Source organism: Sphingopyxis sp. (genome assembly GCF_036675685.1).
In the GTDB taxonomy this organism is placed as follows: domain Bacteria; phylum Pseudomonadota; class Alphaproteobacteria; order Sphingomonadales; family Sphingomonadaceae; genus Sphingopyxis.
In genome coordinates, this window is sequence record NZ_JAKFEM010000057.1 from 213,829 (window position 1) to 240,701 (window position 26,873).

Here is a 26,873-nt window from a genome sequence, read left to right on the forward strand (position 1 = left end):
AACCTCCTGAAATCTGCGTCATCCGAGCCGATCGCGCAGCGCATACCAGAGCAATCCCAGCGTAGCGAGGGGGCGTCTGAGCCATTTTCCGCCGGGGAAGGGCCGTGAGGGCAGGTTTGCGAGCACGTCGAACCGCTCGGCGGTCCCGGCCATCGCCTCGGCGATCAACTCGCCCGCGAGCGTCGTCACCAGCGCGCCATGCCCCGAAAAACCGTGGGCGTAGAAGATATTCCCGTCGCGACCGATGTGGGGCAGGCGGTTCATCGTCACCGCCACCGCCCCGCCCCAGCCAAAGTCGATCTTCGTGTCGGCGATCTGTGGGAAGACCTGCGCCATGAAAGGCCGAACGAAGGCGGCGATGTCGCGCGGCGGCGTCTGCGAATAACGCTCGCCGCCGCCAAAGATCAGGCGCTTGTCGGCCGACAGGCGGAAATAGTTGAGCACGAACCGGCTGTCAGCCACCGCCGCATCGCTCGGCAGCAGTGCATCGGCATTCGCGAGCGGCGCGGTCGCGATATTATAGTTCATGATCGGTACGGTGTAGCGGCCGAGGTCGGGTTCGACCTCGCCGATCCAGCTGTCGGTCGCGTTGATCACGTAACGGGCGTCGATGTCCGCCCAGTCGGTCAATACGCTGAGGCCATCGATCGTATTCACCATCTGGTAGGCGCGCTGACTTTCCCAGATGCTGACCCCTGCAGCTTCGGCGGCATGCGCGAGACCAATTGCATAGTTCAGCGGATGGAAATGTCCGCCCTGCGGGTCGTGGATGCCGCCGTGATAAAGCGGGGTCGCGACATGCGCGGCCATGTCGGCCTTTGCGACGACTTCGCTTTCATAGCCGAACCGCGTTGCCAGATAGCCGGCTTCGCGTCGCATCGCGTCGAAATCCTTTGGCGTCCACGCCGCTTCCAGATGCCCCGCCTTGAGATCGCAATCGATGCCATGCTTTGCGATCCGCGCCTTTACGCGGTTGGCGCGCCAACAGAGGTCGAATAGCGCGTCAGCGCGCTCGCTACCGAATTCTTCTTCCAGTTCCGACGCATTCCAGCGGAGGCCCGGAATGAGCTGCCCGCCGTTGCGCCCCGAGGCGCCGAAGCCGACGTGCCCGGCTTCTACGAGAATGACCGAAAATCCGCGCTCCGCGCAGGCGAGCGCGGCACTGAGTCCCGTGAACCCACCACCGATCACCGCGACGTCGCAGCGCGCGTCGCCCCGGATACCGCTGCGTGGCCGCCACTCGTGCGCGGTCGCGGCATAATAGCTGTTGGCAAGCGGGTCGCTCATGGCCGGGCGCGGGTCAGACCCGCATCAACAGATGTTCGCGTTCCCAACTCGACACGACCGACTGGTAGTTGAACAGCTCATAATCCTTCACGGCGAAGAAGATTTCGAAGAAATCGTCGCCGAGCAGATTGCGCACCTTCTTGCACGAAGCGAATCGGTCGAGCGCCGCCTCCAGCGTGCGCGGCAGGGTGCGTGCGCGGTTGTAGGCGCTCCCCGTGATCGCCTTGGCCGGCACCATGCGGTCGATAACGCCGATATAGCCACAGATCAGCGAGGCGGCGATCGCGAGATAGGGATTGCTGTCGGCGCCCGGCAGGCGGTTTTCGACACGGCGATTGGCCTTGTCCGAAATCGGCACGCGAAACCCGCACGACCGGTTGTCCTCGCCCCACTGGACGTTGATCGGCGCGGCGCTGTCGGGGCGCATGCGGCGGAAACTGTTCACATTGGGCGCCCACAGCGGGGAGATTTGCGGCATATAGCGCACCAGCCCGGCGATATAGCTGCGGAACATCGCGCTATCGCGGCCGTTCGCGGTCGAAAACAGGTTCTTGCCGGTTGTCGCATCGACCACCGATTGATGGATATGCATCGCGCTGCCCGGCTGGCCCGCCATCGGGTTGGCCATGAAGGTCGCGTAGACATTGTGCTGTTTCGCGACGTTGCGCACGACACGCTTGAACAGGAATACTTCGTCGGCAAGCCGTAGCGGGTCGCCATGCTCGAAATTGACCTCGAGCTGCGCGGCCCCCATCTCGTGGATCATCGTGTCGATGTCGAGCCCCATCAGCTCGCAATCGTCATAGATATGATCGATGATGTCCTCATATTCGTTCATCGCCTCCAGCCCGTAAGGCTGGCTCGCGGTCTCGCTCCGCCCCGACTGGCCGACCGGCGGGGTCAGCGGAAAATCGGGGTCGGTGTTCTGCGACACGAGGTAGAATTCGACCTCGGGCGCGATAATCGGTTTCCAGCCCTTTTCGGCGTAGAGGCCGAGCACTTTTTTCAGGATCGTGCGCGGCGCAATATCGACCTCGCTGCCATCGCCATTATAGGCGTCGGCGATGACAAAGGCGGTGGGCGAGGTGAAGCCCGGCGCGACGCAGATCGTGCTCGGGTCGGCGATCAAAATCTTGTCGGGATCCTTGTCCCAGATGTCGTCGATGTCCTCGGGGTAATGGCCGTCGATCGTGCAGATGAAGACGCTGCCCGGAATGCGCAGCGACTTGTCCTTGACCGATGACAGGAACTTCTTGGCCGGCAGCACCTTGCCGCGCTGGACCCCGTTGATGTCGGGGACGATACATTCGACTTCGTCGATCTTATGGTCGCTGATCCATTGTTCCAGATTGACTGACATGAGCCCCCGATTGGGCCGCGGAGCCGGCCCGTTTGTGCGGGGGGCAGCCTATCGTGAAGTGGAACGAAGCGCCAGAGGGGCTGTTATCGGCCATTTTCGAGATTGCCAGCATAGCGGGCGGCGGTCACTATGTGCGGGTTCGGCTGGCCGGGAGAGTGCGTGGTGAAGGGTGAGAATGATCCGCTGGCGTCCTTCTGGATGCCCTTTACCGCCAATCGCGCGTTCAAGGCGAACCCGCGCCAGCTCGTGTCGGCGAGCGGCATGCACTACCAGAGCGCTGACGGGCGGGCGATCCTTGATGGCACCTCGGGGCTGTGGTGCAGCAATGCCGGGCATTGCCGGCCCGAGATCACCGAGGCGATCGCGCAAGCCGCGGCGACGCTTGATTTCGCCCCGACATTTCAGCTCGGCCATCCACTACCCTTCGAACTGGCGCAGCGGCTCGCGGCGTTGATGCCCGATGGGCTCGACCGGATATTCTTTACCAACAGTGGTTCCGAATCGGTTGATACTGCGCTTAAAATCGCGCTCGCGATCCAGCGCGCCAAGGGGCAGGGGACACGCACCCGGCTGATCGGGCGCGAGCGCGGTTATCATGGCACCGGCTTTGGCGGGATCAGCGTCGGCGGGCTCGTCAACAATCGCCGCGCCTTCGGCGGCGGGCTGCCGGGCGTCGATCACCTTCGCCATACCCACGATCTTGCGCGCAACGCGTTCACCCGCGGCTTCCCGCAGCATGGGGCCGAGCTTGCCGACGATCTCCAGCGGCTCGTCGACCTGCACGGTGCTGATACGATCGCGGCCGTAATCGTCGAGCCAATGGCGGGCTCAACCGGTGTGCTCGTGCCGCCGGTCGGCTATCTCCAGCGGCTGCGCGACATTTGCGACGCGCACGGCATCATCCTGATTTTCGACGAAGTCATCACGGCGTTCGGCCGTGTCGGCGGCGCGACCGCGGCGGGGCAGTGGGGCGTGACGCCCGACATCATCACCATGGCAAAGGGGCTTACCAACGCGACGGTGCCCATGGGTGCCGTCGCGGTGAAGCGCGAACTGCACGATGCAGTGATCGAGAGCGCGCCCGGCGGGATCGAGCTGTTCCACGGCTATACTTATTCGGGGCATCCGCTCGCGAGCGCTGCGGGTCTCGCCACGCTCGATCTCTACGCGCGCGACGGTCTGTTCGACCGCGCGGCCGAACTCGGCAGCTATTGGGAGGATGCGGCGCACGGCCTGAAAGGGCAGTGCCATGTCATCGACATTCGCACGATCGGTCTTGTCGCGGGGATCGAGCTGGAGCCGCGCCCCGGCGCGCCGACAGCGCGCGCGATGGAGCTGTTCCATGCCTGTTTCGATAATGGTCTGCTCGTCCGCGCAACCGGCGACATCATCGCGCTGTCGCCGCCGCTGATCGTCGAGAAGACCGAGATCGACGAGATGTTCCGGAAGATTGCGGAGCTGCTCGACCGCATCGACTGACGGGAAACCCCCGTCAGTCGGCGGTTGCGTTCGCTTCGGCTTTAGCGGCTGTGAGCGCCGCTTGGCGCGCGCGCGTCGCTTCGGTCTGGATCAGGCGCTCGGCCATCGTGCGCCACGCCTGTTCGGCGCGCAAATTGCGGTCGCGAACCTGCGACAAGCTGCTTTCCGCCGCGTCGGCCGCGCATTTGTCCGCCTGGATCAGGTAGAAATCGCTGGTGTTCGACATGGCGGCTATCCTTGGGCTGTGGTGGGTTGAAAGTCGGTCCGGGAGAAATCAGTCGACCATTTGGGCGATCAGGCGGCGCAGTTCGCGCCGCGACAGCGTCGGCGATCGCCGTGCTGCCTTGTCGGCCTGCGCATCGATGGCGGCAAAGGGCCGAAGGAGGGAGGGGAAAGCATGTAATTTGAAATTCATATTATCCTGTATTCGTTATTCTATTTTTGCTGTTGTTTGAAAATCAGCGCCGGTTGCCCTTGCGGGGGCCGCCGCCGGCCGGACCGGCGCCGCGATCGCGATATACGATGCGGCCCTTGGTCAGGTCATACGGCGTCATTTCGACGCGGACGGCATCGCCGACGACTGACCGGATGCGAAAACGTCGCATCCGGCCTGCCGTGTAAGCGATGATGCGATGATCATTCTCCAAGACGACGCCAAAGCGTCCGTCGGGAAGAATCTCATCGATCTGGCCGTCGAGGGTCAGTAGTTCCTCTTTGGCCAAAGATCAGGCCGACTGGATGTTGACGGCGGCGACTTTGCCGCGCTGGTCGGTTTCCAGGTCATAGGAAACGCGCTGATCCTTGTTCAGCGTCGTCATCCCGGCGCGCTCGAGGGCGGTGATGTGGACGAAATTGTCGCCCGAACCATCCTCGTTGGCGATGAAGCCATAACCTTTTTCGGTGTTGAAGAATTTTACGGTGCCGATGGGCATGGGTCGTTCCTTTCACGGAATCGGAGTTACCACCGGCTCATGCCGATGGCGCCAGGTAGCGTGAGGATGGAAGTGTCCGCCGTTCAGGCAAAAAATTCCGTCGTAGGCGACGATAGCTTGCCGAAGATGGGCCTTGATGCGCGAAAAGTCAAGGATAGGCTAGGATTCGCGCTTCGGGCCGCTGGCGCTCAGCCTTTGGCAAGCAGCGGGAAAGTGACCGAAACCCGCGTGCCCCTGCCGACTTCGCTGTCGATGTCGAGCTGCCCCTGGTGGCGCTCGCTGATATGCTTGACGATCGCGAGGCCGAGGCCGGTGCCGCCCACCGAACGGCTGCGTGCTTCGTCGACGCGATAGAATCGCTCGGTGAGGCGGGGCAGGTGATCGGGCGCGATGCCGTCGCCCTCGTCGCTCACCGACAACCGCACGCGGCTGCCTTCGCGGACCAGTTCGACCGTCACCGGTGTCCCGGCATGGCCATATTTCATCGCATTCGAAATGATATTGTGCGCGAGCTGCCCCAGCTGCGCCTCGTCGCCCAGCATCGGCTGCGGATCGTCCCCCAGCTTGGCGACCACGTCCTTCATCCGCGGCTGCTCGCTGTCGCGGAGCTGCGCGATCGTCGTCCCGACGATGGTGGCAAGGTCGACCGGGGTCGTGGGGCGGCGAAACCGGTCGGCCTCAACGCGCGAGATCGAAAGGAGATCGATCACCAGCTGCTGCATCCGCCGCGCCTCGCGTTCGATGATCGAGAGGAAGCGGTGGCGTGTCGGCGCGTCGGTCTCGCCGTTCATATCTTGCAGCGTTTCGACATAGCCGAGGATCGCGGCGAGCGGTGTGCGCAGTTCGTGGCTCGCGTTGGCGACGAAGTCCGATCGCATCCGGTCCGCGGCATCGATCGCCGAACGGTCGGACAGGAAGAGGATATGTTCGCTGCCCGACAGCGCGGCGATGCGCATCGTCCAGCGCTGGCCGGGGCGCGGAAAGTCGATCAGGTTGATCGTTTCGAGCGGCGCGTTTTCACTGATCCGCGATAGCCAGTCGGTCGCGGCGGGATGGCGGATCGCGGTGCGAACGTCGGCGCCGACGATGTGCCGGCCGAGCAAGCGGATCGCGGCGTCATTGGCGATGGTAACGATACTGTCGGCGGTGCCGAGCAGCGGTTCCTTCTCCTGATCGACCCAATGCGCGAAGTCGGGGTGACGGAGGAGCGAGATGAGCGGTGCTTCAGCCGGGGTTGGGGCCGCGCCCTGCGTATCGGGCCGCGCCGCCGGAAGCGCGCTATAGACCGTGGCGGCTGCGACGAACCCCGCGATCGCCATGATCGCGATCGACAGGGGGTCGCCCCCGGTCAATGCGGCAAAAATTGCCGCGATGACGACCAGCGTCAAGGCGATGACAAGGCTGGACAGGCGATCGAACATCGCCGCCGCGCCTCGCACAAAGCGAGGGGCGAGCGCAAGGATGTTTGCGGCCATTAACGCTTGAAAATCAAATGTCCCAAAGAGGGATGTAGAACCTGCTGGTCGGTCTTTTGCTTTTCCTTGGCGCTTCATTGGGTTATGCGCCGGTCATGGAGAACAGCGACATTCCGGCCGAAAATCCCGTGGAAACGGAAGAAGCCATTCCCTCGCGGCGGCGGATGCTGGCGCTGGGCGCCGTCGGCGTGTCGGCCGCGCTAACGATCCGGCCCGCTTTTGCGCAGACCGCCGTGTCGGTGATGAATTGCCAGATCCCCGTGCCGGGCCCGACCGGTGCCGGAAAATATATCGACGCCGCGGGCAAGCTGGTGCCGCCGGGAACCAAGGGCGCATTTCCTGGGTCGCCCCGACCGTTCACGGGCGAAGAAGTGAAGCGCGCTTTCCGCGGCCAGACGCTGCCCGGAACAAGCTATAATCAGTCGCAGGCGTACCTCCAATATATCCGGCGCTTGCAGGCGGGGCAGAGCGGCTTTACCTGTTTCGCATCGATCACGACGTCGCGCTGATTTTCGCTCCCTTGCAGGCGACGTCGGTTCAGCCGCATCGTCAGGCAAAGGAAAATTCGTGAAACTAGCTTCGCTCAAACAGGGTCGCGACGGGCGCCTCGTCGTCGTTTCGGACGATCTCGCTTGGTATGCCGACGCCGGCCAGATTGTTCCGACGTTGCAGGCCGCGCTCGACAATTGGGCCTATGCCGCGCCGCGCCTCGCGGCGCTCGCCGAAGACCTCAACCATGACGCCATTCCCAAGGAACGCTTCCATGAGCGCGATGCGGCGTCGCCGTTGCCGCGCGCCTATCAATGGGCCGACGGCAGCGCTTATGTGAACCATGTCGCACTGGTACGCCAGGCGCGCGGCGCCGAGATGCCCGACAGCTTCTGGCACGATCCGCTGATGTACCAGGGCGGCAGCGATGCCTTCCTGGGTCCGCGCGATCCGATCCCGCTCGGGGATCCCGCCTGGGGCTGCGATATGGAAGCCGAAGTGGTCGTCGTGACCGGCGATGTGCCCGCGGGCATCGATGCGGCGGGCGCGCGAGAAAAGATCCTGCTCGTCGGCCTCACCAACGACGTGTCGTTGCGCGGGCTGATCCCGGCCGAACTCGCCAAGGGTTTCGGCTTTTTCCAGTCGAAGCCGTCAAGCGCGATGTCGCCGGTGTTCGTGACGCCGGGTGCGCTCGGCGAACGCTGGAAGGATGGAAAGCTGCACGGAACGCTCTGCGTCGACCTCAACGGCCAGCCGCTTGGCCGCGCCGACGCGGGCGTCGACATGACCTTCGATTTCGGGGCGCTGGTCGCCCATGCGGCGAAGACGCGCGATCTGGGCGCCGGAACGATCATCGGGTCGGGCACCGTGTCGAACCGCGATGCCGATGGCGGTCCCGGCAAACCGATCGCGGCGGGCGGCCTTGGTTACAGTTGCCTTGCCGAAGTCCGGACGGTCGAAACGATCCAGCAGGGCGAGCCGAAAACGCCGTTCATGCAAAAGGGCGATACGGTCCGCATCTGGATGGATGACGAACGGCACCACAGCATTTTCGGCGCGATCGAACAGCAGGTGGCATGACTTCAAGGGGCGGGTCGAGGCCCGCCCCTTGAAGTCATGGAATCCCGGCTTGGCCGTCAGCCGAAGCTGCCGCCGGACATCGCATCCTTCAGCGAACAGGCCGCCGGGCCAAGAATGACGATGAACAGCACCGGCAGGATGAACAGGATCAGCGGTATGGTCATGATCGCCGGCAGGCGCGCCGCTTTTTCTTCGGCGCGCATCATGCGCTCGTTGCGGAATTCGGCCGACAGGACGCGCAGTGCGCTGGCCAGCGGCGTGCCATATTTCTCGGTCTGGATCATGGTCGTGACCACGCCCTTCACCGATTCCAGATTCACGCGATAGGCCAGATTTTCGAAGGCCTGGCGCCGTTCGGTCAAAAAGCCGAGTTCGATCGACGTCAGCGCAAATTCCTCGCCCAGTTCGGGATAGGCGCGGCCGAGTTCCTTCGACACACGCGAAAAGGCAGAGTCGACCGTCAAGCCCGCTTCGGCGCAGATGACGAGCAGATCGAGCGCATCGGGAAGGCCTTTGCGGATCGCGTCGGTGCGCTTGGTGCGCTTGTTCGCCACAAACAGGTCGGGCGCCTTATAGCCGAGCACCAGCATGGCCATCGTCGCGCCCGAGCGCTTGAACGGCGTCAGGTCGGGCCACATCTCGACCCCATAGATCAGGAAGGCGGCGAGGCCGCCGAATATGATCGGCAGGACCATGCGGCCAAAAATGACCGCGACCGCCAGATCCTTCGACCGGATACCGGCCTGCGCCAGCTTTTGCTGGACGTCCTTGATCTGTTCTTCCTGCAGCACCTGGAGCTTGCCGAGGAAGGTGCGCATCTTGTCGGCGGTCTGGTTCTTGCGGACCAGCTTGGCACGGCGTTTCGCGGTCGAGGCGGTGATACCGGCTTTGAGCTGCTCGCGGCGCTCGTTGAGCGCCTTGACCCGCTTGGTCATCGGATTGCGGACGGTCAGCGCATTGTAAATCGCGAACAGGACGGCGAACACACCGACCGCGGCCAGCATCGTGCCGGCCCAGACGACATCGACGCCGAGCAGCGTCGGGCCGCTCTGGGCTCCGGTGAAGGCGGAAGAAAGAACGAGGCTGCTGTTCACTTGTTCCGCCCCTCAGATTTCAAAGCTGATCATTTTGGCCATGATGCCGGCGCCGATGCTCATCCAGACCAGGCCGCCCAATCCCGCGATGATGAGCCGCTGTTCGTAGAAGAAGCCCGCCAGATAGCTGGGATTCATCGACCAGACGACGCCGAACACGAAGAAAGGCAACGCCCCGACGATATAGGCCGACGCCTTCGCTTCCGACGACATGGCGCGGATCTTCAATTTCATCTGCGCGCGCTTGCGCAGAACGTCGGAGAGGTTGGCCAGCGTTTCGGCAAGGTTGCCGCCCGTTTCGCGCTGGATTTGAATCGTGATGCAGAAAAACTGGAACTCGGGTGTCCCCAGCATCACGGCCGATTCCTGCAGCGCCGCTTCCATCGTGTTGCCGATACGGATGCGTTCGATGACGCCCTTGAATTCCTCGCCAACGGGTCCGGGAAGTTCCTGGCTCACCACCTGGAAGGTCTCGGTGACCGGAAGGCCGGAGCGCAGGCCGCGGACCAACAGGTCGATGGCATCGGGAAAGCGGGCGTTGAACTTTGCGACGCGCTTTTTGATGGCGCGGCCGACGACGAGGTACGGCAAGCCGAGGCTCAGCATCAACCCGATCATTCCGGCCAGCAATATCGGGGCACGCACCACGAGCATGCCGCCCGTGGCGACCACGAACAAGGCCATCGACGCCAGCATATACTGGGTGAGCGTCCATCCCTTACCGGTCCGGCGCAGCCGCTTTTCCATCTCTTCGCGGCGCGGCATCAGGCTGGTCAAGGTCGAATTGCCGCCGCCGACCGACTGAATGGTCTTGCGCATCTGCGCCGCCACGACCGCCTCGGTCGACGCCGCGTGACGATCCTTGACCGTTGCCAACCGCCGCAGCTTTGCCTTGCCGGCCGACGGGCCGCCAAGCAGGATCACGAGGAGGGCGAAGGCCAGGAAGGCCCCGGCGATGATAAGGATGACTGGCAGATTCATGGTCGGCTGATGTCCGCTTCTATCGCTGGTGGAGGTGACGACCCGTCAGGCGGAGCGTCATACCGCCTGTTTCGCGCCCTTTTTGCTCATCAAACCAAGCTTGCCGAGCAGCGATCCGCCCGACTTGCCCTTTGCGACAACCTGCGCCTCTTCGGCTTCGACGTCGGCGCCGTCGAGGATGAGGCGCATCAGATTGTTCCACACCTGCGCCGACTTCGTTCCCTTGCAGATCTCGGCATAGGATTTGCCGAGCTTGGCCGACTGGCTGACCAGTTTCGGGTCGAACGGAATGACGACATCGATCTGGCGTTCGATCGAGGATTCAAATTCCTTGCGCGACAGTTCGCCGACCGCGTTCTGGAACTTGTTGGCGACCAGAATCACGCGGGCGCCGGGCACATTCTGTTTGAACCAGGACAGCAGGCGAATGGTATCGCGCGCTGCGGCGAGCGTCACATCGCTGACGAGCAGGATCGTGCCCGCTTCCGACACCAGGTGTGGGAAGGGGATGAGGACCTGGCGCGGGATGTCGACGATCGTCATCTCGAACGCGCCCCGCAATTCTTCTTCCAGCTGGAAGAAAGCCGAACCGTCGGTCATCACCGGCTGGTGGATCGGCGCTTCGGCCGACAGCAGGCTGAGCTTGTCCGACGCCCGCACCATCGCGCGTTCGATGAACAGCCCGTCGATGCGGCTGGGATTGTCGATCGCATCGATCAGTCCGCGGCCGGGTTCGAGGTCGAGCGTCAGCGCGCCGGTGCCGAAATGGACGTCGAGATCGAGCAGCGCCGTCTGGCGGCCGGCCTGTTCGCTGATCGCCCAGGCGAGCGAGGTCGACACGAGCGATGCGCCCACGCCGCCGCGGACCCCGACCACGGCCATCATATGGTGCGGCTTGTCGTCCTGCATGTCGGCATGTTTCGGCGCCGTCAGCATGGCCTGCGCCATGGTCAGCGATTCGCGCACCTGCTCGAGCGACAGCGGCTTCAGCAGATAGTCCTGGATGCCGCTCGACAGAAGGTCGCGGTACAGGCGAACGTCGTTCACCTGGCCGGCCGCGATCACGACCGTGCCTGGTTCGCAGACTTCGGCGAGCGCGTTGATGTCGTTGATCGGATCGCCCGATTCGGACATGTCGACGAACAGGATGTTCGGGCTGGCGGACACCGACAGCGACTGCACGGCGTTGCGCAGGCCGCCCTTGTTACATTTTTCGATCGGCCAGCCCATGTCGTTGGCTGCGGCGCGGATCAGCTCCAGCGTATCGTCGTCGCAGACAAAGGCGTTGAAGGGATCACGCAGTCCTGCCGCTTTGAAAGGAGCGTTCACTTGCCACCTCCGTTGCTGGTTTCTTCGCCGCTGAGTTCGCCTGCGCCCGTCTGAGGCTTCTCGCGATAGGTACGGATCGCCCGGGTGGCGGCCGACGGATCGTGGCGGTCGTTGCGAGCACCCTTGATCAGATCATTGGGGTCGGCGACCATCGCGGCGAGGTTGCTGTTGGTCGCGCAACCATAGTTGGACGACGTCGCGTTGGTTACATTGATCGCCGATTTGCTTTCCCAATTGGGGCAGCCGGGCACAAAGGCCGAGGCGCGCGTGATGATCACACGCAGGTGGCCTTGCGGCACGGGCCCCGTGGTCACCGGAACATCGCCGCTCAGGAGGAGCCCGCGGCGTTCGATCATCGATCGAACGGTCGCCTGCGCCGAACCGGCGCCATAGACCGACGGATCCTCGATCGCGATGCGGTCGCCATAGCGTGCACCCATCGCGTCGAGCCAGCCCTGCAGGCGGCCCTGCTCGCTGGGCGCAAGTTCGCCGTTTGAAGCGGCAACATCGAATTGGTAGATATTGTTGCGAACGACCGGCTGATGCACCGAATCCAGGCTACGATTGCTGTGGGCGGCGCCGGTGCACCCGGCGAGCGACGTGGCCAGAGCCAGGACCGTCCAAGTTGCGATTTTTTTCATCACTTTGCTCCTGAAATCCAGCGCGTCACTTGATGCTGAAGCCGGGCGACGCGTCGCCGCTGCCCCGCGGGCGATCGGCGTCGCCGACATTGGTGTCGAGCCGCGGTTTCGGCCGGTCGCCGCCCGTCACGCCTTCGCTCTCCTGGTTGAGCAGCAGCCGCGACAGGTCATTGGCGTTTTGATAGGCGTCGGTGGGCAGTTTGATGTCGTTCGCCGACACCGGCTGGACCAGATAGGGCGTCACCACGATGACCAGTTCGGTCTCGCCGCGGCGGAAACTGTCCGATTTGAACAACATGCCGAGCAGGGGCACGTCGCCCAGGCCGGGCATCTTGTCGATCGCGCCGATCGAACGGTTGTTCATCAGGCCCGCGATCATGAAGCTTTCGCCCGATCCGAGTTCGACCGTCGTCTCGGCTCGGCGGATCGTCAGCGCAGGGATCTGGAACCCTTCCATCTCGATCGCGCCTTCGGTCGACAGTTCGGACACTTCGGGACGAACGCGCAGGCTGATCCGGCCGTTCGACAGCACCGTCGGCGTATAGGCCAGACTGACGCCATATTTGCGATATTCGATCGTCGTGCCGGCGAGGTTGCCGGGGATCGGGACCGGGAATTCGCCGCCCGCCAGGAAGTCGGCGGTTTCGCCAGAAATGGCGGTCAGGTTCGGCTGTGCGAGTGTCACGACCATGCCGGAGCGTTCCCCGATATCAAGCGAAGCGATCAGGTCGAGCCCGAACAGACGCCCGGCGCCCGCGAGGCTCCGCTTGCCTGCAGCGTTGGCGATCCCATAGCTTGTGCTCATGATCGATCGGTTGACCGGCTGGCCGGTAATCGGATCATAAGGCCGCGGAACCGGGCTACCCGGGAATACCGCAGTCGGGTAGGGAACATCGGTGATCGTCCCGGCGGAGCGACCACCGAATATACCGCCAAGGAAGCCGTTGCCCAGCGCCCCGTCGTTGTCGCGGGTCAAAAGATTGCCGCTGATTTCCTTGACCAGCGTGCGATTGACCTCGGCGATGCGGACCTGCAGATTGACCTGCAGCGGGGTCGCGGTACGCAGGCGCGAAAGCACCTTCGTCCCCTCGCCGACAAAGGCCTGGACCAGGCGTTCGGCCTCGGCGGCATCGTCGGGCGACTGGACCGTGCCGGTGAGCAGCACAAAGCCGTTCATCGTGTTGGCCGAGATGCTTGCATCGGGCATCGCGAGCGACAGCATCTGGTCGATCGTCTCGATATTGTTGCCGACGCGGGCGACGGTCGAATAGACGACCCGGCCGCTGGCATCGGTGGCATAGATGCTGGTTTCACCCGGCTTCTTGCCAAAGATATAGAGCTGGCGGCCCGAGCGGACCTGGACATCGGCAACCTCGTCATTGGCGACGAAGACGTCGGACATGGCGGCGGGCAAGCTGATCAGGCGGCCGCGGCCGACCGACAGGTCGATGCTGCTGTTCGCATTCTGGGTCGCCTGCGCCGCCGCCTGCTGCGACGGAGCAGAGACCAGGGCGGCTGCCACGAGGCCGATCGCCAGGGTGCGGGCGAGTGCCGCCGCCTTGAAATTGGCTTTGCTGTTCATCTTACTTACCCCCAACCGGAACTTCGGTGACTTTGTCGCCGCGCGTGACGCGAACGACCGGTCCGCCACCATATGCCGATCCATAGCTGCGAGACGGTGCCGACGGGGCGCTGTTTACCATCGGTTGCGGGCGCCCATCGCCACCAACGCGGCCGCGCACCGGGACCCAAAAGCGCGAAACATCGCCGCCGGTGGTCGCCGTCTTGGAGGTCGTCGGGCGAGCCTGGGCCTGCGCCAGCATGCGGCGTTCGGCCGCGGCGCCACCCTTTTCGGGAACGCTGATTTCGCCCGATGCGATCGCCGATTCCAGTTCGCCGCTGCTTTCGGCGAGCGGGCGGAGCGCGAGCGACAATTTGCCCATGCTCTGCGCGACCGCGATGCGTTCGGCGAGTTCGGGCGTCGCCTCGAGCGTCACCGAGCCGAAGGTGCGGACCGGGGTCTTGCCGGTTTCGTCTTCGGCGTCAAAGCGCTGGTCGGTAGCGAGCACGCGAACGTTGCGCACGATCGTTTCGGCCGTGTAAAGCTGTTCGTCGGGATAGGAGCTGCCTTCCTTGACCTGGATGGTCTGGGCGAGCAGCACGTCGACGCGGTCGCCCGGAAAGACGAAACCGGCGACGCCCTGTTCCTGCGACACCTTGACCGTCACGGCGCGCATGCCGGGGCCAAGCGCCGCCGCGAGGAAGCCGCGATCGTCGGGATGGACCAGCGCGCCCTGCGTCAACGGCTGACCCGCTGTAATCGGATAGCGCACAACGGTGCCGACCAGCGTATTGACGTCGGTCTTTTCCTTCAGGAAATAGGCCTTTTCGACCAGCTCCTTCGGCCAGGGCTGGAAACGAAAGCTGTCCGGGCCGATAATCGTGCCCAGGGGCAGCTGGCGCGTTGCGACAAGGATCATCGGGCCGGTAATGTCCGGCGCCGCGGCTGCGCGAGCCGGCGGAGCCGAGGCCCCGCGCATCATCTGGTTGACCCCGAACGCCGCGCCGATGGCAATGACCAGCGCGCCGACGATCAGCATAATCTTTCGCGTATCCATGACGATTTTTCGCCCTCCTGCACCCACCAGAGACGGTCGTGCTTTTCCCTCAGGTCATCCGATAGCCTGAAACTGGTTAAGATATTGTTGGTGAAGGGCCCAAAGGCCCGCAGCGGCGATGGCCACCCCATAGGGGACCTCGACCGGCTTGTCCGAAGGACGCAATTTCATATGGATAAGCATCACGGCCGACAGGATGCCGCCCCCAACGGCCATGACCATGAGCATCGGCATGAACAGCGGAAGCGGGGTCCACAGCATCACCGCGCCGATCATCTTCACATCGCCGCCGCCCATCGCGCCGATGGCGAACAATCCGGCAAAAACCAGAAAGACGGCAAAGGCGGCGCCGAACTGGATCGGCACGTCGGGCCATGGCGACAGCCCGCTTGCGATCCAGAAGGGGATGGCAAGCAAGGCCATCGCGGCGTTGAGTTCATTGGAGATCGTCCGCGACCGCAGATCGCTGATCGCCGCGGCGATCATCAGCAGACCGAGCAGGGCCATCAGGCCCAGGGAGATTGCGCCGCTTTCCATCGGCTTTCTCCTACGCATCATGGCTTACCAAAGAGTAACCATGTTGTCCGAACCGGCGTGGCTTGCATTCCGCGGCCCAGCGGATATGCGCCGGGACATGACCGACGCGCCGCCTTCCGCCACCGATGTGCTGATTGTCGGCGCGGGCATCGCCGGCGCCAGCCTGGCGGCCGCACTCGCGCCCTGGCGTCGCGTTCTGCTGGTCGAGGCCGAGGATATGCCCGGCTATCACGCGACGGGGCGGTCGGCGGCTTTCTGGCACGAAACCTATGGCGGGGTGCATGTGCAGCCGCTGTCGATCGCGTCCTTTGCGACGCTGAACAGTCCGGCGCCCGATTTTGCCGATCGCGGTTTCCTGTCGCCGCGCGCCGCGCTGACGCTGGGACAGCGTTCGGAGGCCGCAACGGTCGACGCTTTCGCCGCCGAATTTGCTGCCAAGGGCGTCGATGTGACGCGCATGGCCGCTGACGAAATTGCCGAAAAAATCCCCGGTGTCCGCCCCGAATGGAGCGAAGCCGCTTATGAAGGCGCGTGCAGCGACATCGATGTCGGCGCCCTCCACGCGGCGTATCTGCGCGCCGCGAGGCGTGCGGGCGCTGTGCTGGCAACCCGCACGCCGCTCCAGTCCGCGCGCCGGGAGAGCGACGGGTGGGACGTGCAACTGGGCGGGCAAAATGTCCGCGCGGCGCTGATCGTCAATGCTGCCGGGGCATGGGCGGACCCGGTGGCGGCCGCGTGCGGCATCGCGCCGATTGGCATCCAGCCTTACCGCCGCACAATCATCCAGCTGCGACTCGGCGTGCCGGTCCCCGCCGATCTTCCGCTCGTCATTCACGTTGGGGGCGAATTTTACTTCAAGGGCGAGAGCGAAGGGCGGGTCTGGCTCAGCCCGCATGACGAAACGCCGACTTTCCCGCACGACGCGGCGCCCGAGGAACTCGACGTTGCGGTCGCGATCGACCGGCTGCAATCGGTCGTCGACTGGCCGATCGCGGCGGTCGAACGCAAATGGGCTGGTCTGCGCAGCTTTGCGCCCGACCGCATTCCCGTGTTCGGCGCCGACCCGCACGAGCCCGCATTCATCTGGTGCGCGGGGCAGGGCGGGTTCGGCATCCAGACTTCGCCGGCCATTGCCGGACTGCTCGCGGCCCAGCTCGGCGCTCCGCCGCCCGATGGCGCTATCGGCCGCGTCGACGCGTTGCCCTTCGCACCGTCACGCTTTGCCTGAGGCATCTTGCGGGTTGCGCGTCGTAACCGCCTGCTTACCATGGCTTTGTCGCGCCACCCCCGGCGCGGGCATGATCAGTGGAGGATAGCATGGCCCATTATTTCGAGATCAAGAAGAACAAGGCCGGTGAGTTTGTGGCCTATTTCAAATATAATAATGAGCCGATCTTCTGGACCGAAGGCTATTCGAGCAAAGCCAATGCGGTGAACGCGATCGAATCGATCAAGAAGAATGGGCCCGCCGCCGAAACGCGTGAGGTCGAATGATTTGAAGCGCGCGGGCGTTCAGCGCGCCCGCGCGATTTTCAATGCCGCATCGCTGGCGAGCTGGTCGGCGAGTTCATTGTCGCCATGTCCCGCATGGCCCTTCACCCACAGCCATTCGATGTCGTGCCGTTTGGCCTCGGCGAGCAACCGCTGCCACAGATCGGCGTTGGCGACCGGCTTTTTCGCCGCGGTCTTCCAGCCATTCTTCTGCCAGCCGAAAATCCATTTGGTAATGCCGTCGCGAACATAGACGCTGTCGGTCGACAGTTCGACGTTGCAGCGGCGCTTCAGGGCCGCCAACGCCTCGATCGCCGCCATCAATTCCATCCGGTTGTTCGTCGTGTCGGGCTCTCCTCCCGACAGCGTCTTCACCACATCGCCCCAGCGCAGCACCGCGCCCCAGCCGCCAGGGCCGGGATTGCCCTTGCATGCGCCGTCGGTGGCGACGATCACCGTTTTGCTCGTGGCCTCGGTCATGCGGCGACGAACAGGTTGGCGGCGTCGGCAGCGCTGTAGCGTTGCAGGCGGGCGAGGAAGGGCGAGGGATCCTTGCGCGTGACGAGCGCGTCGGCGGGCGTATGCACCCAGTCGTGCGCGCGGGTCAGCAGGAAACGCAGCGCCGCGCCGCGCGCGAGCAGCGGCAGCGCGGTAATCTCGGCATCGGTCAGCGCGACCTCGCGGGCATAGCCGCGCATCAGCGCGCGCGCGCGCGCCGGATCGCATATGGTTCCGTCGGCGGAAAAGGCCCAGGACGCATGCGTGATGACGAGATCGTAGGCGCGAAAATCGCTTGCCGCGAAATAGAAATCGATCAGGCCGGTAACCCGGTCGCCGAGCATCAGCACATTGTCGGGAAACAGGTCGGCGTGGATGACATGCGCTGGCAGGTCGGTTGGCCAATGCGCGTCGAGCCAGGCGAGTTCGTCGTCGACAATCGCCTGGAGGCCCGGGCGCACGACGTCGAGATTTCCGGTCGCTTCGGCCACCTGGCGCCAGTGGCGATGGCCCATGCTGTTCTCGCGCGCGCCGGCATATCCTTCCAACGCCCGGTGCATCGCGCCGAGCGCCGCGCCCGCCGCCTCGCACTGGTTTGGCGAGGGCTGGGTCAGCGAAATGCCCGACAGGAACTGGATGATGCAGGCGGCGCGGCCCGAAATCTTCTGGATCGCGGTGCCGTCACGGTCGCGGAGCATCGCCGGGACGGGGCAGCCCTCGTTCGCCAGATGGCTCAGAAGATCGACGAAAAAGGGCAGGTCGCCCTCGCGCACGCGCTTTTCGTACAGCGTCAGGATGAAGCGCCCGCCGGTGGTTTCGAGCAGGAAATTGCTGTTCTCGACGCCTTCGGCAATGCCCTTGCACGACAGGACGGTGCCGATGTCGTAGCGGGCAACCAGGGCGGCGAGATCGTCAGGTTCGACGTGGGTATAAACCGCCATCAGGCTGCGTCGAGCCCGCGCGGCAGCTTGAAAACCATATTCTCCTCGGCCGTGACGACGACATCTTCGACGATGGGACGAACCGCTGCAACCGCGTCGATCACCTCGCGAACCAGCGTCTCCGGCGCGCTTGCGCCAGCGGTGACGCCCAGCGTGCCGATGTCGCGCAGCCACGTCGGATCGATGTCGGTTCCACGCTGGACAAGATGCGCTGGCGTTCCCAGCCGCTCGGCGACTTCCACCAGGCGCAGGCTGTTCGAGCTGTTCGGCGCACCGATCACGATCATCCGGTCGCACTCGCCGGCGATGGCCTTCACCGCGTCCTGGCGGTTGGATGTCGCATAGCAAATATCTTCGCCGCGCGGGCCTGTGATTGCGGGAAAACGGTGCTGCAGCGCCGCGACGATGTCGCGCGTGTCGTCGACCGACAGGGTGGTCTGGGTCAGAAAGGACAGCATGCCGGGGTCGGGCGGCGACAAGCCCGCAACATCGTCGACCGATTCGACCAATGTCATCGCGCCCTCGGGCAATTGGCCGAGCGTGCCGATGACTTCGGGGTGGCCGGCATGACCGACAAAGATGATATGGCGCCCCGTTTCGTGCGCGCGTTCGGCCTGGCGATGCACTTTCGATACCAGCGGGCAGGTCGCGTCGATATAATCGAGCCCGCGCATCTCGGCCTTTGCCGGCACGGCCTTGGGCACGCCGTGGGCGCTGAACACCACCGGCACGCCATCGGGAACCTGGTCGAGCGATTCGACGAAAATCGCGCCCTTTGCCTTCAGCGAGTCAACGACATAGCGGTTATGGACGATTTCATGCCGGACATAGACGGGCGCCCCATATTTCTGGAGCGCCAGTTCGACGATGCGGATCGCGCGGTCGACACCGGCGCAAAAGCCGCGCGGTGCGGCGATCAAAACCTTGAGTTCTGCCACTTCACTGCCTTGCGCGCGCGTCATCGGATGGGGAGCGTTCATGATGCGCGCGCTCTAGCGCAGCAAGCCATATGGGGTAAAGCGGCTTCGTCTTTGTTGCACCGCGTTCATCGCACCGATAAGAAGCGGCGCGCATGAAGCGGGATCAACCGTCCCGACGCCTGTCAGCGTGCCTGTTTGGAAAGCCCGATTATCATGATGTCCATTTCGTTCCCGTCGCGTAAATTCCTGACCGTGCTCTGTGGCACGGCAGCCATGGCGACGGTGGCGGGCTGCGCGAAGGACAATGAAATCGACGTCGCGGGGGGCGTCGGCATCACCGCGACACGCAGCGCTTGCCCGGCCGTTGCGGTGCCGCTGCACACCGGCGACGTCACGCTGTTCGACCCGGCAACCAGCCGCGACGCGCGCGCCATCGATGTTGTTGCCGCGATCACCAATGTGGCGCCGCAATGCAACGACGCCAGCGAAAAGGTCTATCAGCTCGCGAGCTTCGACGTCGTCGCGACGCGCCGCGACGCCGGTCCCGCGCGCACCGTCACGCTGCCTTATTATGCGACGGTGCTGCAGGGCGGCACCGTGGTTGTTGCAAAACGGCTCGGCAATGTGGCCGTGACCTTCGCCGACGGGCAGACGCGCGGCACCGGCCGGGCGCAGGCGTCGGCCTATGTCGATCGTGCCGCCGCGACGCTGCCCGCCGACATCCAGGAACGCATCACCCGCAAGCGCAAGGCGGGCGACCAGGACGCGGCGATCGACCCGCTCAGCCTTCCCGAAGTGCGCGCCGCGGTGCAGCGGTCGAGCTTCGAACTGCTCATCGGTTTCCAGCTGACGCAGGAACAGCTCGAATATAACGTCCGACGATAAGGACCGCGGCGGCGCCGCGGCGCCGTTCGCATCATCACGCCCTGCGCGCCGACCGGTGACGCAGGGCTTTTCGCGCCCGCTCCACTGCGATAGGGCGCGAGCAAGACTTTCCTGATCGAAGATAGGCCCAGCCCGTGACCCTGTTCAGCCGCTTTTCCGACCATATCGGCGCCGCGCTCGATGCGCTTGCCGCGCGCGATGCCTTGCCGGGCGGGCTCGATCGCTCCGCCGTCAGCGTCGAGCCGCCGCGCGACCCTGCGCATGGCGACGTCGCGACCAACGCCGCGATGGTGCTGGCGAAGCCCGCCGGCATAAACCCGCGCGCACTCGCCGACCTGCTCGTCGCCGAACTCGGCGCGCTCGATGAAGTCACCGAGGCCAGCATCGCCGGCCCCGGCTTTATCAACCTGCGCCTCGCCGACGACAGCTGGCGGGACGAGCTGGCGCTGATCCACGGCGACGGCGGCGATTATGGCCGGTCGACGATGGGGCAGGGGCGGATCGTCAACGTCGAATATGTCTCGGCCAACCCGACCGGCCCGATGCACGTCGGCCACTGCCGCGGGGCCGTCGTCGGCGACGCGCTCGCGGCGCTGCTCGAATATGCCGGGCACAAGGTTATCCGCGAATATTATGTCAACGATGCCGGCGCGCAGGTCGACGTGCTCGCGCGCTCGGCGCACCTGCGCTACCGCGAAGCGCTCGGCGAAGACATCGGCGCCATCCCCGAGGGGCTTTATCCCGGCGACTATCTGATGCCCGTCGCCGACAAGCTCGCGGTCGAATATGGCGACCGCTTCGTCGGCGCGCCCGAGAGCGCTTGGCTCGGGCTTTTCCGCGCCGAGGCGGTCAGCGCGATGATGGACATGATCCGCGCCGATCTCGCCAAGCTCGGCATCCACCACGACCTCTTCTCATCGGAGGCCGAGCTGCAAGCCGCGGGCAAGCCCGCCGATGCGGAGAAATGGCTGCGCGACCATGATCTCGTCTATGACGGCCAGCTCGAAGCGCCGAAGGGCGAAACTCCCGAGGATTGGGAACCGGTCGAGCTGCCGCTCTTCCGCTCGACCCGGTTCGGCGACGATCAGGATCGCCCGATCAAGAAGTCGGACGGGAGCTGGACCTATTTCGGCGCCGACCTCGCCTATCATTTCCAGAAAAGCCAGAATGCCGACGAACTGATCGACATCTGGGGCGCCGATCATGCGGGGACGGTCAAGCGGATCAAGGCGGCCGTCGCCGCGCTGACGGGCGGCAGCAAGAAGTTCGACGTCAAGCTGGTCCAGATGGTCCGGCTGCTCAAAAATGGCGAACCATTCAAAATGTCGAAGCGTGCGGGCAATTTCGTGACGCTCGCCGATATCGTCGACGAGGTCGGCAAGGATGCCGTGCGCTTCACCATGCTGACGCGGAAAGCCGACGCCCAGATGGACTTCGACTTCGCCAAGGTGGTCGAGGCATCGCGCGACAACCCCGTCTGGTATCTTCAATATGCGAACGCCCGGATCTCGCGGCTGCGCAAAAAGGCTGAAGATGCGGCGATCGACCTGCCTGCGCCCGCCCCGGCGCGGCTCAACGCCCACGAGCTCGGTCTGGTGAAACTGCTCGCGCAATTCCCGCGGATCGTCGAATCTTCGGCCTTGGCGCGCGAGCCGCACCGGGTTGCCTTCTATCTTGCCGACGTCGCGGCGGCGTTCCACGCTTGGTATAATTTGGGCAACGACGACCCGGCCTCACGGATCGTGATCGACAATGATCCCGAATTGACTGCGACGCGCCTTTATTTGGCCGACGGAATCGGGCAGGTTATCCGCAACGGGCTGCACCTGATGGGGGTAGAGGCGCTCGAGGAGATGGTGTGATGGCCGGCGACAAGAACGTGGAGCAGGGGGATGCGGGTCTCGGGCTCGAGGACGAGGATCGCCTTCCGTGGCTGGAGTCGGCCGACGGGTTCGAGGAAGAAGGCGAAGTTTCCCCGGCGCGCCTGCTCGTGATGGTGCTGGGCGGGCTGTTGCTGATCGGCGCGGTGCTCGGCGGCCTCTGGTGGATCCAGAACGGCGGCGCGCGCGGCAAGGGCGAGTTGATCGCCGCGCAGGAGGGCAATTACAAGGTGGCGCCCAAGAATGACGGCGCCAAGACCTTTGAGGGCGAAGGCGACGCCAGCTTTTCCGCCAGCGAAGGCGTCGAGCCGGCCGGCAAGGTCGATCCGACCCGCATGCCTGAGGAACCTGCGGTAACACCTCAGGAGCGCGAAGCGGCGGCGAGCAAGGCCGTAACCGACAAGGCCGCGGCGACGAAGGCCGCTGCGGCACGCACGGCACCGGCAGAGAAGGCGAAGGCCAAGCCTGCGGCTATCGCGACCAAGACGCCCGGTGCAGAGAGCAAGGCCGCATCGGGGTCGGCGATGATCCAGCTCGGTGCATTCAGCAGCGACGCCGCAGCGGCAAAGGCATGGACCAGCCTTTCGAAACGCTTCGCCTATCTGGCCGAGCTCAACAAGACGGTGTCGCCGGCCAAGGTCGGGAGCGGTACGGTCTATCGGCTGCGCGTATCGGCGGGAACAGCCGCCAACGCCGCGAATTTGTGTGGGAAATTGCGCGTTGCCGGTGAAAATTGCGTCATCGTTCGCTGATTCGGCCCGCTTGGCCGCAGACTCCGTTGGTGCGACCCTGCCGCTGTGGCATGTTGTCCGTTCTGGTTGCTGCTTGAGGGAGCGGCGGCCGATGGAGGTTGATGCACGATGATACCCGCAATTTTCGGCCTGTCGGGCCTGACCCTCACCGACGACGAGCGCGCCTTCTTTCGCGATAGCGACCCCGCGGGTTATATCCTGTTCGGGCGCAACATCGAAAATCGCGAGCAGGTGCGCCGCTTGACCGACGAACTTCGCGCGCTCGACGGGCGAACAAACCTGCCGATCCTGATCGACCAGGAAGGCGGCCGCGTCGCGCGCATGAAATCCCCCGAATGGCCTGCTTTTCCGAGCGGTGCGGCGTTCGACGCGCTTTACGAGCGCGCGCCCGCCAGCGCGATCGAGGCGGCGCGGCTCAACGCGATGGCGCTCGCCGCGATGCTGGCCGAGGTCGGCATCACCGTCGATTGCCTGCCGCTGCTCGACGTGCGTCAACCGGGTGCGAGCGATGTCATCGGCGATCGTGCGCTCGGCAGCGAACCGATGCGCGTCGCTGCTCTGGGCCGTGCGATTCTTGGTGGCCTGCAAGCGGGCGGCGTTGTCGGTATCGTCAAACATATTCCCGGCCATGGCCGGGCGCTGCTCGACACGCATGAGGCGCTGCCCGTGGTTACTGCGCTCGACCGCGATCTGCAGACCGATCTCGCGCCCTTCGCGGCGCTACGCGACGCCGCGATGGCGATGACCTGCCACGTCGTGTTCGAAGCGTGGGATCCCGATCGGCCGGCGACGCTTTCGCCCATCGTCATCGACAGCGTGATCCGTCAGCGCATCGGTTTCCATGGCCTGCTGATGACCGACGATCTCGATATGAAGGCGCTATCGGGCGACGTACCGTCGCGTGCTGCCGATGCGGTTGCCGCGGGATGCGACATCGCGCTCAATTGCTGGGGAAAAATGGACGACATGGTCGGGATTGCGAACGCGCTCGATCCGATCCGCACCGTCTCGCGCGCGCGGCTCGAAGGCGCGATGGATCGAATATCGGGCGTCGGCGACGAACGCCCCTTCGCAACACTGGTCGACCAGCGCGACGCGCTGCTGGCGATCGCCTGAGCGGTCGAATGGATAGCCTGCCGCTCGACTTCGAGATCGTCCCGGCAGCGCCCGAGCGCGACGATGCGCTGCAGCTCTCGCTCGAAAGCTGGGAAGGGCCGCTCGATCTTTTGCTCACGCTCGCGCGGGGCCAGAAGGTCGACCTCAAGCAGATTTCGATCCTTGCGCTGGTCGAGCAATATCTGACCTTCATCGCCGAAGCACGCGAGCTGAAGCTGGAGGTCGCGGCCGATTATCTCGTCATGGCGGCCTGGCTCGCCTACCTTAAATCGGCGCTGCTGCTTCCCAAGGATCCGCTTGAGGATCCGTCGCCCGATGAACTCGCGCTGCGCTTGCAACTGCGCTTGCAGCGACTTGCGGCAATGCGCGAGGCCGCGGCGCGGCTGCTCGCGCGCGACCGCATTGGCCGCGATGTCTTCCTGCGCGCCAAGCCCGAGGGCTTGCGCGACATCAAGCTGCGACGCTGGGACGCCAGCCTTTATGATCTTCTCTCGGCCTATGGGCAGGTCAAGCTGCGCAGCGAGCCCGTCGTCCATATGGTTTCGCGGCGGCCGGTCATTACGCTCGACGCCGCGCTCCATCATCTGCAGCGGATGATCGGCATCAAGCTCGACTGGGCCGAGTTGGCGGACTTCCTGCCGTCCGATTATGATGGCCCGTTGCGCCGTTCGGCGATCGCGTCGAGCTTTGTTGCGGCGCTCGAGCTGGCGCGGCAGGGGCGGCTCGATCTGAAACAGGCGGGGGCATTCGAACCCCTTTATCTCAAGGCAGCACAGGCATGATCGACGATCTCGAGCGCGCGATAGAGGCGATGCTTTTCGCCAGCGACCAACCGCTCGACGCGCGCCAGGTCGCGGGGCGGCTGGGCGACGAGATGACGCCCGGCGAGGTGCGGATAATCATCGCGAGGATTGCGGAACGCCACGATGGCAGCGGGATCGAACTCGTCGAACGCGGCGGGCATTGGCATTTCCAGACGCCCGCCGATCTCGCCCACCTGCTGCGCCGCGAGCGCGACGACCCCCGAAAATTGTCGCGCGCGGCGGCCGAGGTGCTGGCGATCGTCGCCTATCATGAACCCGTCAGTCGCGCGGAAATCGAAGCGATCCGGGGCGTCCAGACGTCGAAGGGGACGCTCGATGTGCTGATGGAGGCCGAATGGATCGCTCCCGCCGGGCGCCGCGAGGTGCCGGGGCGGCCGCTGATTTACAAGACGACCGACGCTTTCCTGCAACATTTCGGCCTCAACAGCCGCAAGGACTTGCCGGGAATCGAGGATCTCCGCGCAGCCGGTCTGCTCGATCCCGTCGATCTCGCTTTCGAGGAGGCGATGGGCGAGCTGGACCTAGTAAAAGACGGCGAAGAGGCTTAGGGGCGTTTTTTGAACGCCGGACGTGCATTCGACGAGCGCAGTTCTTATATGGGCGGCTCAAGGAGATATTGAGATGGGTGGTTTGAGCATCTGGCACTGGCTGATCGTCGGGATTCTGGTCCTGCTGCTATTCGGCAAAGGCCGCTTTTCAGACATGATGGGCGACGTCGCCAAGGGCATCAAAAGCTTCAAAAAGGGCATGACGGAGGATGACGTTCCGCCCGCCGCCACGCCGAAGCATATCGAAGGCCAGCGGGCCCCTGACGTCACGCCGGTGACGACGCCGACCAACGAGCACGACAAGCTCTGACCGTTCTTCCTGCGGGGAAGCCAAGTGAATGTTTGATGTCGCGCCCACCGAGTTGCTGCTCGTCGTGGTGGTGGCCTTGGTCGTCATCGGACCCAAGGATCTGCCCAAGGCGATGCGCTTCGTAGGCAAATGGATGGGCAAGGCGCGCGGCATGGCGCGCCATTTCCGCGCCGGGCTCGACACGATGATGCGTGAGGCTGAGCTCGAAGAGCTCGAGAAACAGTGGCGCGATCAGAATGACGCGATCATGCGCGAATTTCCGCGCATCGACGACGCCGGCACAGCGCCGGCGACCCCCGCGACTTCGCCGGCGACCGGGTCATCGCCCGAACCGACCGGGTCCGAACCCACCGACCAGGACATCGATCAGGCCGCCGCGACCACCCCGCCGGAAACCCACGCAATACCGCCCCGCGACGGACCGCTGCCATGACTGTCGAAACGCCGATCAGCGCCGAAGAGGATGACGGTGCTGGCGGCAAGATGCCGCTGCTCGACCATCTGATCGAACTACGCTCGCGGCTTTTGAAGTCGCTCGTCGCTATCGGTCTCGCCTTTGGCGTTTGCCTCTATTTCGCGGAACCGATCTTTGGCATCCTGGTGCAGCCGCTCGTCGCTGCGGGCCAGGGCAAGATCATCTATACCCAGTTGTTCGAGGCGTTCTTCGTACAGATCAAGGTCGCGTTGTTCGCCTCGATGATGATCGCCTTTCCGGTGATTGCCAACCAGCTGTGGAAATTCGTCGCCCCGGGACTGTATCGCAAGGAAAAGCGAGCGCTGTTGCCCTTCATCTTTGCAACCCCGGTGCTGTTCACCGCGGGCGCATGCTTGGCCTATTTCGTGACTGTTCCCGTCGCGCTGAAATTCCTGCTCGGCTATCAGGGCGACATGGGCGGGATCCAGCAGGAAGCGCTGCCGTCGGTCGCGAATTATCTTAGCTTCATCATGCAGTTTATCATGGCGTTCGGGATCGCCTTCCTGCTGCCGATTTTTCTGATGCTGATCGAGCGGTCGGGGCTCGTTACACGCGAACAGCTCGTGTCGGCGCGGCGCTATATGATTGTGGCGGCCTTCGCGATCGCGGCGGTCGCGACCCCGCCCGATATTCTCAGCCAGTTCCTGCTCGCGGTGCCGCTGATCCTGCTTTACGAATTATCGCTCTTCGCGATCTGGTTTACCCAGCGCCGACGCAAAACAGGCGCCGAAGAGGCGCCTGTCGAACCTCTCGAAGAGGCTTAGGGTAAGTTACTCGATCCCGATTAGTCGATGGCATCGCTGCCGGCTTGACCGACAGATTCGATGTCGCGACCGGCACCCTTTACCGTGTTGCAGCCAGCGACCAGAAAGCTTGCCATCAGGGCGAGAAGGATTGCGCGGTAACTCGTCATATTTCTACCTCTCAGGAT

General features: G+C 64.3%; 32 protein-coding genes. 14 read left to right on the forward strand and 18 right to left on the reverse strand.

The window, feature by feature from the left end; all coding sequences use genetic code 11:
* Nucleotides 1-18: 18 nt before the first annotated feature.
* Both V6M50_RS19585 and V6M50_RS19590 read right to left on the reverse strand, forming a co-directional pair.
* The gene (locus tag V6M50_RS19585) at nucleotides 19-1,287 is read right to left on the reverse strand and encodes an NAD(P)/FAD-dependent oxidoreductase (RefSeq protein WP_332820259.1); all 1,269 of its coding nucleotides are present in this window, start codon (nucleotides 1,285-1,287) and stop codon (nucleotides 19-21) included.
* Nucleotides 1,288-1,300: 13 nt separating this feature from the next.
* Nucleotides 1,301-2,647, reverse strand: coding sequence for a glutamine synthetase family protein (locus V6M50_RS19590; protein ID WP_332820260.1), 1,347 nt, complete (start codon nucleotides 2,645-2,647; stop codon nucleotides 1,301-1,303).
* 129 nt (nucleotides 2,648-2,776) lie between these two features.
* Here V6M50_RS19590 and V6M50_RS19595 point away from each other — a divergent pair, with 129 nt between their 5' ends.
* Nucleotides 2,777-4,126, forward strand: a complete 1,350-nt coding sequence (locus tag V6M50_RS19595) for an aspartate aminotransferase family protein (RefSeq protein ID WP_332820261.1) — start codon at nucleotides 2,777-2,779, stop codon at nucleotides 4,124-4,126.
* A 13-nt stretch (nucleotides 4,127-4,139) separates the two neighbouring features.
* Here V6M50_RS19595 and V6M50_RS19600 read toward each other — a convergent pair whose 3' ends face one another.
* From V6M50_RS19600 to V6M50_RS19620, 5 genes are all read right to left on the reverse strand, one after another.
* Nucleotides 4,140-4,352, reverse strand: coding sequence for a hypothetical protein (locus V6M50_RS19600; RefSeq protein ID WP_332820262.1), 213 nt, complete (start codon nucleotides 4,350-4,352; stop codon nucleotides 4,140-4,142).
* 48 nt (nucleotides 4,353-4,400) lie between these two features.
* Nucleotides 4,401-4,541 carry a hypothetical protein gene (locus V6M50_RS19605; protein ID WP_332820263.1) on the reverse strand — a complete coding sequence of 47 codons (141 nt, stop codon included), beginning with the start codon at nucleotides 4,539-4,541 and terminating at the stop codon, nucleotides 4,401-4,403.
* A 43-nt stretch (nucleotides 4,542-4,584) separates the two neighbouring features.
* On the reverse strand, nucleotides 4,585-4,848 hold the full coding sequence (gene infA / locus V6M50_RS19610; RefSeq protein WP_056374851.1) for a translation initiation factor IF-1: 264 nt from the start codon (nucleotides 4,846-4,848) through the stop codon (nucleotides 4,585-4,587).
* Between the two features lie 3 nt (nucleotides 4,849-4,851).
* Nucleotides 4,852-5,058, reverse strand: coding sequence for a cold-shock protein (locus V6M50_RS19615; protein WP_058538446.1), 207 nt, complete (start codon nucleotides 5,056-5,058; stop codon nucleotides 4,852-4,854).
* A gap of 188 nt (nucleotides 5,059-5,246) precedes the next feature.
* A complete protein-coding gene (locus V6M50_RS19620) occupies nucleotides 5,247-6,533 on the reverse strand; it encodes a sensor histidine kinase (RefSeq protein WP_332820264.1) in 1,287 nt (428 codons plus the stop codon).
* Nucleotides 6,534-6,628: 95 nt separating this feature from the next.
* On the opposite strand from V6M50_RS19620, the gene V6M50_RS19625 reads away from it, so the two are divergent.
* A complete protein-coding gene (locus V6M50_RS19625; RefSeq protein WP_332820265.1) occupies nucleotides 6,629-7,042 on the forward strand; it encodes a hypothetical protein in 414 nt (137 codons plus the stop codon).
* A 58-nt stretch (nucleotides 7,043-7,100) separates the two neighbouring features.
* Entirely contained in the window at nucleotides 7,101-8,102 is a 1,002-nt protein-coding gene (locus tag V6M50_RS19630; protein WP_332820266.1) for a fumarylacetoacetate hydrolase family protein, read from the forward strand.
* Between the two features lie 56 nt (nucleotides 8,103-8,158).
* On the opposite strand, the gene V6M50_RS19635 is transcribed toward V6M50_RS19630, so the two are convergent.
* The 7 genes from V6M50_RS19635 to V6M50_RS19665 all read right to left on the reverse strand — a co-directional run bounded on the left by V6M50_RS19635 (nucleotide 8,159) and on the right by V6M50_RS19665 (nucleotide 15,302).
* Nucleotides 8,159-9,106 carry a type II secretion system F family protein gene (locus V6M50_RS19635; RefSeq protein ID WP_443030548.1) on the reverse strand — a complete coding sequence of 316 codons (948 nt, stop codon included), beginning with the start codon at nucleotides 9,104-9,106 and terminating at the stop codon, nucleotides 8,159-8,161.
* 102 nt (nucleotides 9,107-9,208) lie between these two features.
* On the reverse strand, nucleotides 9,209-10,177 hold the full coding sequence (locus V6M50_RS19640; RefSeq protein ID WP_332820268.1) for a type II secretion system F family protein: 969 nt from the start codon (nucleotides 10,175-10,177) through the stop codon (nucleotides 9,209-9,211).
* A 57-nt stretch (nucleotides 10,178-10,234) separates the two neighbouring features.
* Nucleotides 10,235-11,506, reverse strand: coding sequence for a pilus assembly protein CpaE (locus V6M50_RS19645; RefSeq protein ID WP_332820269.1), 1,272 nt, complete (start codon nucleotides 11,504-11,506; stop codon nucleotides 10,235-10,237).
* On the reverse strand, nucleotides 11,503-12,147 hold the full coding sequence (locus V6M50_RS19650; protein WP_332820270.1) for a CpaD family pilus assembly protein: 645 nt from the start codon (nucleotides 12,145-12,147) through the stop codon (nucleotides 11,503-11,505). The genes V6M50_RS19645 and V6M50_RS19650 overlap by 4 nt, the downstream gene beginning before the upstream one ends.
* A 25-nt stretch (nucleotides 12,148-12,172) precedes the next feature.
* Nucleotides 12,173-13,729 (reverse strand): type II and III secretion system protein family protein, encoded by a 1,557-nt coding sequence (locus tag V6M50_RS19655; RefSeq protein WP_332820271.1) that lies wholly within the window; start codon nucleotides 13,727-13,729, stop codon nucleotides 12,173-12,175.
* Between the two features lies 1 nt (nucleotide 13,730).
* Nucleotides 13,731-14,765: a Flp pilus assembly protein CpaB gene (gene cpaB / locus V6M50_RS19660; protein WP_332820272.1), complete on the reverse strand. Its 1,035-nt coding sequence runs from the start codon at nucleotides 14,763-14,765 to the stop codon at nucleotides 13,731-13,733.
* Between the two features lie 54 nt (nucleotides 14,766-14,819).
* Nucleotides 14,820-15,302: an A24 family peptidase gene (locus tag V6M50_RS19665; protein WP_332820273.1), complete on the reverse strand. Its 483-nt coding sequence runs from the start codon at nucleotides 15,300-15,302 to the stop codon at nucleotides 14,820-14,822.
* 97 nt (nucleotides 15,303-15,399) lie between these two features.
* On the opposite strand from V6M50_RS19665, the gene V6M50_RS19670 reads away from it, so the two are divergent.
* A complete protein-coding gene (locus V6M50_RS19670) occupies nucleotides 15,400-16,530 on the forward strand; it encodes an NAD(P)/FAD-dependent oxidoreductase (RefSeq protein ID WP_332820274.1) in 1,131 nt (376 codons plus the stop codon).
* An 89-nt stretch (nucleotides 16,531-16,619) separates the two neighbouring features.
* Entirely contained in the window at nucleotides 16,620-16,796 is a 177-nt protein-coding gene (locus tag V6M50_RS19675) for a YegP family protein (RefSeq protein WP_332820275.1), read from the forward strand.
* A gap of 18 nt (nucleotides 16,797-16,814) precedes the next feature.
* Here V6M50_RS19675 and rnhA read toward each other — a convergent pair whose 3' ends face one another.
* Genes rnhA through ispH form a run of 3 tightly spaced genes read right to left on the reverse strand, consistent with a single transcriptional unit; the run spans nucleotide 16,815 to nucleotide 19,212 of the window.
* Nucleotides 16,815-17,273, reverse strand: a complete 459-nt coding sequence (rnhA, locus tag V6M50_RS19680; protein WP_332820276.1) for a ribonuclease HI — start codon at nucleotides 17,271-17,273, stop codon at nucleotides 16,815-16,817.
* Nucleotides 17,270-18,232, reverse strand: a complete 963-nt coding sequence (thrB, locus tag V6M50_RS19685) for a homoserine kinase (RefSeq protein ID WP_332820277.1) — start codon at nucleotides 18,230-18,232, stop codon at nucleotides 17,270-17,272. The genes rnhA and thrB overlap by 4 nt, the downstream gene beginning before the upstream one ends.
* Nucleotides 18,232-19,212 (reverse strand): 4-hydroxy-3-methylbut-2-enyl diphosphate reductase, encoded by a 981-nt coding sequence (gene ispH, locus V6M50_RS19690; protein WP_332820278.1) that lies wholly within the window; start codon nucleotides 19,210-19,212, stop codon nucleotides 18,232-18,234. Before ispH ends, thrB begins: the two co-directional genes overlap by 1 nt.
* A gap of 153 nt (nucleotides 19,213-19,365) precedes the next feature.
* Here ispH and V6M50_RS19695 point away from each other — a divergent pair, with 153 nt between their 5' ends.
* The 9 genes from V6M50_RS19695 to tatC all read left to right on the forward strand — a co-directional run bounded on the left by V6M50_RS19695 (nucleotide 19,366) and on the right by tatC (nucleotide 26,706).
* Nucleotides 19,366-20,037: a hypothetical protein gene (locus tag V6M50_RS19695; RefSeq protein WP_332820279.1), complete on the forward strand. Its 672-nt coding sequence runs from the start codon at nucleotides 19,366-19,368 to the stop codon at nucleotides 20,035-20,037.
* 134 nt (nucleotides 20,038-20,171) lie between these two features.
* Nucleotides 20,172-21,899 carry an arginine--tRNA ligase gene (gene argS, locus V6M50_RS19700; RefSeq protein ID WP_332820280.1) on the forward strand — a complete coding sequence of 576 codons (1,728 nt, stop codon included), beginning with the start codon at nucleotides 20,172-20,174 and terminating at the stop codon, nucleotides 21,897-21,899.
* Nucleotides 21,899-22,669 carry an SPOR domain-containing protein gene (locus V6M50_RS19705; protein ID WP_332820281.1) on the forward strand — a complete coding sequence of 257 codons (771 nt, stop codon included), beginning with the start codon at nucleotides 21,899-21,901 and terminating at the stop codon, nucleotides 22,667-22,669. The genes argS and V6M50_RS19705 overlap by 1 nt, the downstream gene beginning before the upstream one ends.
* 108 nt (nucleotides 22,670-22,777) lie before the next feature.
* Nucleotides 22,778-23,785, forward strand: coding sequence for a beta-N-acetylhexosaminidase (gene nagZ / locus V6M50_RS19710; protein ID WP_332820282.1), 1,008 nt, complete (start codon nucleotides 22,778-22,780; stop codon nucleotides 23,783-23,785).
* Nucleotides 23,786-23,793: 8 nt separating this feature from the next.
* Nucleotides 23,794-24,567 (forward strand): segregation and condensation protein A, encoded by a 774-nt coding sequence (locus tag V6M50_RS19715; protein ID WP_332820283.1) that lies wholly within the window; start codon nucleotides 23,794-23,796, stop codon nucleotides 24,565-24,567.
* Nucleotides 24,564-25,157: an SMC-Scp complex subunit ScpB gene (gene scpB / locus V6M50_RS19720; RefSeq protein WP_332820284.1), complete on the forward strand. Its 594-nt coding sequence runs from the start codon at nucleotides 24,564-24,566 to the stop codon at nucleotides 25,155-25,157. Before V6M50_RS19715 ends, scpB begins: the two co-directional genes overlap by 4 nt.
* A gap of 73 nt (nucleotides 25,158-25,230) precedes the next feature.
* Nucleotides 25,231-25,467 (forward strand): twin-arginine translocase TatA/TatE family subunit, encoded by a 237-nt coding sequence (locus tag V6M50_RS19725; RefSeq protein WP_332820285.1) that lies wholly within the window; start codon nucleotides 25,231-25,233, stop codon nucleotides 25,465-25,467.
* 28 nt (nucleotides 25,468-25,495) lie between these two features.
* The gene (gene tatB / locus V6M50_RS19730; RefSeq protein WP_332820286.1) at nucleotides 25,496-25,900 is read left to right on the forward strand and encodes a Sec-independent protein translocase protein TatB; all 405 of its coding nucleotides are present in this window, start codon (nucleotides 25,496-25,498) and stop codon (nucleotides 25,898-25,900) included.
* Nucleotides 25,897-26,706 carry a twin-arginine translocase subunit TatC gene (gene tatC / locus V6M50_RS19735; RefSeq protein WP_332820287.1) on the forward strand — a complete coding sequence of 270 codons (810 nt, stop codon included), beginning with the start codon at nucleotides 25,897-25,899 and terminating at the stop codon, nucleotides 26,704-26,706. Before tatB ends, tatC begins: the two co-directional genes overlap by 4 nt.
* Before the next feature lie 20 nt (nucleotides 26,707-26,726).
* On the opposite strand, the gene V6M50_RS19740 is transcribed toward tatC, so the two are convergent.
* Nucleotides 26,727-26,855: an entericidin A/B family lipoprotein gene (locus V6M50_RS19740; RefSeq protein WP_037515306.1), complete on the reverse strand. Its 129-nt coding sequence runs from the start codon at nucleotides 26,853-26,855 to the stop codon at nucleotides 26,727-26,729.
* Nucleotides 26,856-26,873 lie beyond the last annotated feature (18 nt).